The sequence below is a fragment of the Burkholderia sp. Ac-20349 genome (assembly GCF_017104865.1).
Taxonomy (GTDB): domain Bacteria; phylum Pseudomonadota; class Gammaproteobacteria; order Burkholderiales; family Burkholderiaceae; genus Burkholderia; species Burkholderia aenigmatica.
On sequence record NZ_JAAGPM010000225.1, the window covers coordinates 1 to 8343 of the forward strand.

General features: G+C 67.9%; 8 protein-coding genes. 1 reads left to right on the top strand and 7 read right to left on the bottom strand.

The features are described from left to right. The 7 genes from G3N61_RS36785 to G3N61_RS36815 form a co-directional block, all read right to left on the bottom strand. Window positions 1-1508 (bottom strand): APC family permease (locus G3N61_RS36785; RefSeq protein WP_241018081.1); only part of this gene is annotated, 1508 nt, incomplete at its 3' end. Between the two features lie 237 nt (window positions 1509-1745). Beyond that, a complete protein-coding gene (locus G3N61_RS36790; protein ID WP_043179807.1) occupies window positions 1746-3086 on the bottom strand; it encodes an aspartate aminotransferase family protein in 1341 nt (446 codons plus the stop codon). Between the two features lie 72 nt (window positions 3087-3158). Then, window positions 3159-4661: an aldehyde dehydrogenase family protein gene (locus G3N61_RS36795; protein ID WP_205824861.1), complete on the bottom strand. Its 1503-nt coding sequence runs from the start codon at window positions 4659-4661 to the stop codon at window positions 3159-3161. Window positions 4662-4924: 263 nt separating this feature from the next. Continuing rightward, the gene (locus G3N61_RS36800) at window positions 4925-5122 is read right to left on the bottom strand and encodes a hypothetical protein (RefSeq protein ID WP_043179813.1); all 198 of its coding nucleotides are present in this window, start codon (window positions 5120-5122) and stop codon (window positions 4925-4927) included. A gap of 162 nt (window positions 5123-5284) precedes the next feature. Further along, window positions 5285-5956: a hypothetical protein gene (locus tag G3N61_RS36805; protein WP_089452325.1), complete on the bottom strand. Its 672-nt coding sequence runs from the start codon at window positions 5954-5956 to the stop codon at window positions 5285-5287. Between the two features lie 51 nt (window positions 5957-6007). Continuing rightward, a complete protein-coding gene (locus G3N61_RS36810) occupies window positions 6008-6748 on the bottom strand; it encodes a LuxR C-terminal-related transcriptional regulator (protein ID WP_089452324.1) in 741 nt (246 codons plus the stop codon). 153 nt (window positions 6749-6901) lie between these two features. Beyond that, window positions 6902-7783, bottom strand: coding sequence for a neutral zinc metallopeptidase (locus G3N61_RS36815; protein WP_089452323.1), 882 nt, complete (start codon window positions 7781-7783; stop codon window positions 6902-6904). 400 nt (window positions 7784-8183) lie between these two features. Between G3N61_RS36815 and G3N61_RS36820 the strand changes: the two genes are divergently transcribed. After that, window positions 8184-8343: SDR family NAD(P)-dependent oxidoreductase (locus G3N61_RS36820; protein WP_205824862.1), on the top strand; the 160-nt coding region annotated here is incomplete at its 3' end.

Genomic DNA, 8343 nt, shown 5'->3' on the forward strand with positions numbered 1-8343 from the left:
GCCGGACGGCTGCCATTGTGCGGGCGCCGCATCGAACGGCCGGCCGTCGACGCGTGCGGTGCGCAGGTCCAGCGGCACCGTCGCGTAGAGGTCGAGCGAGGCTTGTGCGTCCGGGCCGGCATCGCGCCGAACGGCACGTAGATGTCGCGCGCATTCATGCCCGGCGGCGTGATGTACCAGATCGCCAGGATGATGCCGACGCTCGACACGATCTGCGGCAGCGGGAACAGCGGCGAGCGGTACGGGCGCGGCAGGTCCGGGCGGCGAATCCGCAGCATCACGACCGACGCGGTGACGAGCAGGTACGCGGTCCCCCACGCGCAGGTCGCGGCGAGCACGAGGTGCAGGATGCTGTCGAGATTGCCGTTGATCAGCCACGCGTGGAAGATCGGCACGATCGCCGCCGCGACGATGCCGACCACCGGCGTCTTGAAGCGCGGATGCAGGTACGCGAAGCAGCGCGGCAGCGCCCCGTCGATCGCCATCCCGTACAGGATGCGCGGCAGCCCGGCCATCAGCGTGTTGATCGTCGCGGCGCCCGCGCACAGGAACGCGATGCCGAACCACACGCGGCCGAAGGGCCCAAGCACCTGCAGCGCGAACGCGGGAATCGCGCCCGGTGTATCGAGCAGGTGCGTGAGACCGTCGGGGCTCACCGGCACGTTCGCGACCTGGCGGCGGATCGCCGCGCCGTACAGGAACATGCAGATCGCGACGCCGACGAGGCCCAGCGCCATCGCGCGCGGAATCGTCTTGCCCGGCGTCTTCATTTCCGGCGCGAGCGGCGTGACGAACTCGCAGCCGACGAACATGAACATCGCCATCCCGACCAGCGACAGCACGGCCGGCACCGACGTGCCGACTTCCGAGCCGCCGAACCAGCCGTCGAGATGCACGGCCGGCGCGGCCGCGAGCCCGAGGATCCCGAAGATCATCAGCGACAGCCACATGCCGGCCGTCAGCACGATCTCGAGCTTGCTGAACACCTTGATGCCGATGATGTTGGTGATCGCGAACGTGACGACGAGGCCGACGCCGACGAGCCACGAGCTGTTGTGCTTCTCGAACGCGGCATTCAGCGATTCGAAATTGACGAGCGCCATGATGCCGCTCAGGATCGTTTCCGCCGTGCCGGCGAACACGTGCACGAGGAAATACGCGGAAATCGTGCCGGTGATCGCCCAGAAGCGGCCGAGCCCGCACGACAGGTAATCGTAAACCGAGCCGGCCGTCGGCAGCATCGCGGCGGCTTCGGAGAAGGTCGTCGCCTGCGCCTGCATCATCACGAACGCGATGATCATCGCGACCGCGAACGCCCAGCCGCCCATCCCGAAGCCCGACGTCGCGGTGAGAATCACCGGGCTTGCCATGATCAGGCCGACGGCGCTCGCCAGCGCGGTCGGAAAACCGACCGCCCCCGCGTTCAGCGCCGTGCCGCCACCCGCTTCAGCCGGCGTGCCGGCGGGCGTGTCGCCCGCTGCGCCGGTAACTCCAGACCATCCCGACATCCTTGTCTCCTTCCTGTGTCGACCCTGGCCGCCGCTTCGTCGGCGGCCGGGGTTCCATGGCATTGCGGTCGGCCCGGGGCGGCGCTTCAGCGCTTCGATTCCCGGGCCCCCTGTCGATCACACCTCGATCCGATGTCGAAAAAATACGCAGGCAAAATAATCCGGTCATAGCGCAAATCGGCAAACCGGCGGCAGCCGCGCTGCCCGCCGCGGGCGTGCCGTCACGCGATCACGCCATCACGCGAACGGCACGGCCTCGAAGCCCGCCGCGAGCGCGTCGACGATGCGGTCGAGCTGCTCGCGCTGGATCACGAGCGGCGGCGACAGGATGATCTTCGTGCCGACCGGGCGCACCAGCACGCCGTTCTCGCGCGCGACTTCCGCGACCGCGTTCGCGTAGCCGGACAGCGGGTCGATCGGCTCGCGCGTGTCCTTGTTCGCGACCAGGTCGAGCGCGAGCATCAGCCCCTTGCCGCGCACCTCGCCGACCGCCGCGAAGCGTTCCGCGAACGGCTTCAGCGCTTCGAGCAGATACGCGCCCTGCTTCGCCGCATTCCCCGGCAGGTCTTCCTTCACGACGATGTCGAGGCTCGCGATCGCGGCCGCGCATGCCACCGGGTGGCCGGCATACGTGTAGCCGTGCATGATCGCACCGCCGAAATCCGCGTTCGCCGCGAACGCGTCCTCGATCCGCGCGTTCACGACGGTCGCGCCGAGCGGCACGTAGCCCGACGAGATCCCCTTCGCGAGACACATGATGTCCGGGCGCACGCCCCAGCCGCGGCTGCCGAACATACTGCCGCTGCGGCCGAAGCCCGTCACGACCTCGTCGGCGATCAGCAGGACGCCGTAACGGTCGCACACCTCGCGCACCAGCGGCCAGTAGTTGGCCGGCGGCACGATCACGCCGCCCGCGCCCTGGATCGGCTCCGCGATGAACGCGGCAACCGTGTCGGGACTCTGGAACTGGATCTCGCGCTCCAGCATTTCCGCGCAGATCCGGCCGAGTTCCTCCGGATCCTGCGTGAACGGGTTGCGGTACAGCCACGGCGTCTCGACATGGAAGCAGCCGGGCAGGTTCGGCTCGTAGTTGCGGCGGAACACCGTGTTGCCGTTCACCGACGCGCCGCCGAAGTGCGTGCCGTGATAACCCTGCTTCAGCGAGATGAACTTCGTGCGGTCGGCCTGGCCGCGCACCTTCCAGTACTGGCGCGCGATCTTCAGCGCGGTCTCGATCGAATCGGAGCCGCCCGAGCTGTACAGCACACGGCGCATCCCTTCCGGTTCGAGCATGTCGATCACCTTCTTCGACAGCTCTTCCGCGCGCGGATGCGAAATGCCGTCGAACAGCTGGAAGTATTCGAGCTCGTCGAGCTGGCGCACGATCGCGTCCTTCACTTCCTGGCGGTTGTGGCCGACGTTCACGTTCCACAGGCCCGCGACGCCGTCGACGAGCTTGCGGCCCTCTTCATCGAACACGTAGCAGCCGTCGCCACGCACGATGCGGATCGGCTTGCGCTGCTTCATGTCGTTCGGGTGCACCATCGGATGCCAGAATTTCGCTTCGTTGTAGCTCATTGCAGTCTCCACTGTCGGATCGGTTGAACCTCGATCGCCGAGGTTCGAGGTTTTCGTCGTTGGCGCCGCGCGTCAGTGCGCGATGCAGACGGATTTGGTTTCGGTGAAGCCTTCGATCGCGTACTGGCCGAATTCGCGGCCGATGCCCGATTGCTTGTAGCCGCCGAACGGCATCGACGGGTCGAGCGGGATATGGCAGTTCACCCACACGGTGCCGGCCTCGATCTGCGGCACGAGGTTCATCACGCGCTTCAGGTCGTTGCTCCACAGGCTCGCGGCGAGGCCGTACGGCGACGCATTCGCGAGACGCACCGCGTCGGCCGCGTCGTCGAACGGCACGACGACGATCACCGGGCCGAACACTTCGTCGCGCACGATCGCGCTGTCCGGATGCGGATCGGCGATCACGGCCGGCTTCACGTAATAGCCGGGCAAATCGTCGGCCGGCGTGCCGCCCGTGAGGAACGTGAGGCCCGCGCGGCGCGCGCCTTCGATGTGCTGGACGACCTTGTCGCGATGATGCGCGGAGACCAGCGGGTTGATCTGCGCGGTCGTGTCGAGGCCCGCGCCGAGCTTCATCGACTGCGCGACGCCCGCGAGGCCGTCGGCGAGCTGCGCGAACTTGCTGCGATGCACATAGATGCGCGACGCGGCCGCGCACACCTGCCCCTGGTTGAAGAACGCGCCGGCGGCGACGCCGTCGAGCGCCTGCGCGACGTCGATGTCGTCGAGCATCACGATCGGGTTCTTGCCGCCGAGTTCGAGCGAGAAGCGCGTCATGTTCTGCACGGCCGCCGCGCCGACCAGCTTGCCGGTCGCGGTCGAGCCCGTGAACGAGATCTTCGCGATCGACGGGTGGCTCGCGAGCGCGGCGCCGCACACGCGGCCGCCGGTGACGACGTTGAACACGCCGGGCGGCACGCCGGCTTCGAGCGCGAGCTCGGCGAGGCGCAACGCGGTGAGCGGCGTTTCCGGCGACGGCTTCAGCACGATCGTGCAGCCGGCCGCGAGCGCGGGAATCAGCTTCCACACCGCGATCATCAGCGGGAAATTCCACGGCACGATCGCGGCGACCACGCCAACCGGCTCCTTGCGCGTATAGGCCGTATAGCGCGCGCCGGGCGGGAACGGGATCGACACGTCGAGCGTCTGGCCGGTGATCTTGGTCGCCCAGCCGGCCATGTAGCGCACGTATTCGACGCTCGCGCCGACCTCGACCGCGCGCGACACGTGGATCGACTTGCCCTGGTTCAGCGTTTCGAGCTGCGCGAGCGTTTCGGCGTCGCGCTCGATCAGGTCGGCGAGTTTCAGCAGGATGCGTTCGCGGTCGGCCGGGCGCAGGCCGCGCCACACGCGGGTGTCGAATGCGCGCTTCGCGCTGGCAACCGCGCGGTCGACGTCGCGTTCGTCGGCGTCCGCGACCGTCGCGAGCCGCTCACCCGTCGCGGGGTCGTACACGTCGAGCCGTGCGACCGCGTGAGCGGGCTGCATTTCACCGTCGATGAAGAGGCCGAAATCGCGCGCAACGAAGGTGCGCACGGTGTCGCTGACGGCGACGAAATTCGTGGTGCTCATGGGCGTCTCGAGGATTGTCGTGGCTGGACCGCGTGCGCATGGGTACGCGGGCGTCGTTCCACTGTATCGACGAGGGTTCGCGCCCGGTGAGCGCAAATTGGCAGCGCGTGGGCGCTGAGGGTGGCGGGTTCGAACCCCGCGGGGGCGGGTCGAGTGTCGAGGCGGGAAGCCGGCTCGTTATCGCGCCGGCAGACCGGCCGGCCTACTCGACCGGTGCGGGCATGCCCGCGCCGGTACCGGGCCAAGGCTCGGTCATTGCGATGCTAGTTTCTGAAGCCGTGCCCCATCGACGCAAGGAAGTCGTACGCCTGGTAATCCAGCCAGTAGATGCCGAGCGCCAGCGGAATCAGGAAGTACAGCGAATCGTATATCCCGCTTCTCACGGTCCTGATGATGAAAATCGGCAGTGCAATGCTCAAGGCGGCGACCACAAGCGCAACTGCAATGATCGTGACGTCCATGTTCCCGGCCCCTGGTTGTTATTGAAACGACGATCGCGCATGGTACTGCACGACGGCGGGAACCCGCGAGCAGAACGATTGCAGCGGCGGCGAGCCAACCGGTTCGGTACGGTTCGACAGATCAGGCTTGCAAAGTGGGGGCTTGGCAGAGGCGTCTGCCGGTCAGCCGCTGACATCCAGGCAGCCCGCGGGGCCAACCAGATCGTTTTCCTTGGCATTGCCCGACGTGAACAGGCAAAAATTCGTGCCGATTTCATTGCCGAACTCCATCAGGAAGTCCAGTCGGCCGTCGCGATCGAGGTCGCCGGCCCAGATCAGCGTCACGCGAAACGGCGGCGGGTCGCCGCCGAAATCATGCAGGACCGACCGCTTGCCGCCGCCTTCGACCATCACCGCACCAGATACGGCGTAGCGCAATGCGTACCGGTGGCCGTGAAACGCGAAACGCAGCGGTTCGGGGCCGGGCTCGATCACCCTTCCACCGTTCGGGAACGCCAGGTTCGCCGCGTCGACCCGGCCCTGCCTGAGCGATGTGCAACGCAACAGCGCAACGGCCTTTTTCACGTCGGGCGTGACGTCGACGACTGCGCCATCCGGTTGCACCGGTTCGAGCCGGATGCGTGCCGGCGCGAGCTTCCAGCGATTGCCGTCCGGCGCCAGTGCGAGCCATCCGTCGCCGAGATCAGTGCCAGCGTCGCCGACGTCATCGGCCAGCATCCGGAGCGGTTGCAGTACGGCGCACGAATCGGGTTCGCTCTCTTGCGCGAACGCCGTCGAGGCCGCGGAAACACCCGGCAACACAAGCAGCACAGCCAGCAGCGCTTTGATATCCATGAATCGGCGATCGCGAAAGGTTCGAATTCCGGATCGCAATTATCCGATGAATTACAGGAACAATGCCCCGACCAGTTCGGTGCGGTTCGACACGCCGAGCTTGCGGTACATGCGCATCAGGTGCGTCTTGACGGTCGGCTGGCCGAGCGCGAGATCGCGGGCGATCTCCTTGTTCGAGCGGCCGTCGCGCACGAGGCGCGCGATCTGCTCCTCGCGGTAGGTCAGCCGCTCCTCGCAGCCGATCCGGTGGATCCCGCGCCGCGCGCGCAGCAGCGGGCTCAGCGCGGCTTCGGCAACCGGCTGCAGCCGCGCGAGCGCATCGATCTCGCCGGGCGCGAACCGCCCGGCCGTGCTGTTGCCGGTCACGCCGCCGCGCGTTTCGCCCGACCCGAAGCGCAGCAGCGAGAACGCGCCGACCGTCCGGCCCGCATCGCGCAGCCAGATCTCGACGACGTCGGCCACGTCGTGCCGCCGCAGGAAACGGGTCCAGTACGCGGATGCGTCGCGCCTTTCGTCAGGCAATTGGGAAGCGAGCGTGACGACCGCGCGTTCGCCCGCCGCGCAGCGCGACGGATGCAGCGGATCGAGCATCCGGTAGCGCGCGACATAGGTACGATGCATCGATTCCGGCATCCCGAACAGCTCGAAATCGGCCGGCTCGCCGCTCTGGTCGAGCCGGTAGAACACGATCGCGGACGGGCTCGCAAACGCGTCGAACGCGTCCACGCACGCGCGCAGCGCGCGTGGCCAGTCGGCGGCGGCCGGGTCGGCGGGAACGGATGGGATCGGCATGGTGGCGTCGGCTAGCGGGCGAACGTATCGAAGATCGAAGTTCGGGCCAGCCTACCGGCGCCGAAAAGCGCCGGTGAGCACAAATCGGCAAATCGTCCCGGCCCGGCCGGCATCGCGGGTTCGGCCGGAACGAGGCGGGCGCGCGCCCTCGTGTCAGCGCGCGTTCGCCGCGAACGTGTCGCAGGCGCTCAGCTCGCCCGATTGCATCCCGCGCCGCAGCCAGTACACACGCTGGTCGCTGGTGCCGTGCGTGAAGCTTTCCGGGACGACATAGCCCTGCCCTTGCTGCTGCAGCCGGTCGTCGCCGATCGCGGCGGCGGCCTTCAGCCCCTGTTCGAAATCGCCGGGTTCCATCAGCCGCTGGTTCGCGCGCTGCGCGTTGTTCGCCCATACGCCGGCAAAGCAGTCGGCCTGCAGCTCCATCCGCACCGACAGCGCGTTCGAGTGTGCCTGGCTCGCCCGCCGGCGCGCGGCGTCGACCTTGTCGGAAATGCCGAGCAGGTTCTGCACGTGATGGCCGACTTCGTGCGCGATCACGTAAGCCTGCGCGAAATCGCCGCCCGCGCCGAAACGCTTGCGCAGTTCGTCGTAGAAGCCGAGATCGATATACACCTTGCGGTCGCCCGGGCAATAGAACGGCCCCATTGCGCTCTGGCCGGTGCCGCATGCGGTTGGCGTCGAGTTCTCGAACATCACCAGCTTCGGCGGCTGGTATTGCGCATGCAACTGGGTCGAGAAAATGCCCGACCACGTGTCCTCGATATTGGCGAGCACCTTGCGCGTGAACACCGCGCCCGGTTCGTTCGCCGCCGCGCCCTGCCGCTGCGCGGGCGCGGGCTGCGCCTGCTGCTGGCGGCCCTGCAGCGCCGATGCGCCTTCGAGTATCACGCGCGGGTCGATCCCGAAGAAATACGACGCGGCGAACGCAACCACGATCGTGCCGATGCCGATCGTCGCGCCGCGCCCGCCGCCGAACCCGCCGGCGCCGCGGCGATCCTCGACGTTCGTGCTTTCCCTTTCGTCGTCCAGCCTCATTGCCGGCCCTCCCTGTTCTTGTCGATGATCCGGCGCGCGAGCGCGCGACCGGGAGATAAGTTGTCGTGGCACGATCCTCGGCCGATGCAGCGCCCGCGCGCCGGGTGCGCGCCCATGCCGGGATCGCCGGCCTGCCGCTCCGCTCGCACGACGGAATCGGCCGACCGATGCGCCGCGCGTCGATGCGCGGGCCGCCCGCGCTATTCTGCCGGGCTTTCGTGACTTATCGCAAAAATGTGGAGGATAGAGCGATTCGGCACCGGACATCGTCAGCCTTTGCAAAATGGGCAACGACCGATCCGGCTGGCCGGATGCCGCCCGCCTTCATCCTTTCGGCTGATACCGGCGCTCGCCCGCGCCGCCTAAAGTGACCGGAAACGACACCCTTCCGGAGCACGACATGACACATCCGCCACCCCGCACGATCGCGATCACCGGCGCGGGCACCGGTATCGGCGCCGCGTGCGCACGCCGCTTCACCCGTCGCGGCGACCGCGTCGTGCTGATCGGGCGGCGCCAGGCGCCGCTCGACGCGCTGGCCGCCGAAACGGGCGGCCTCG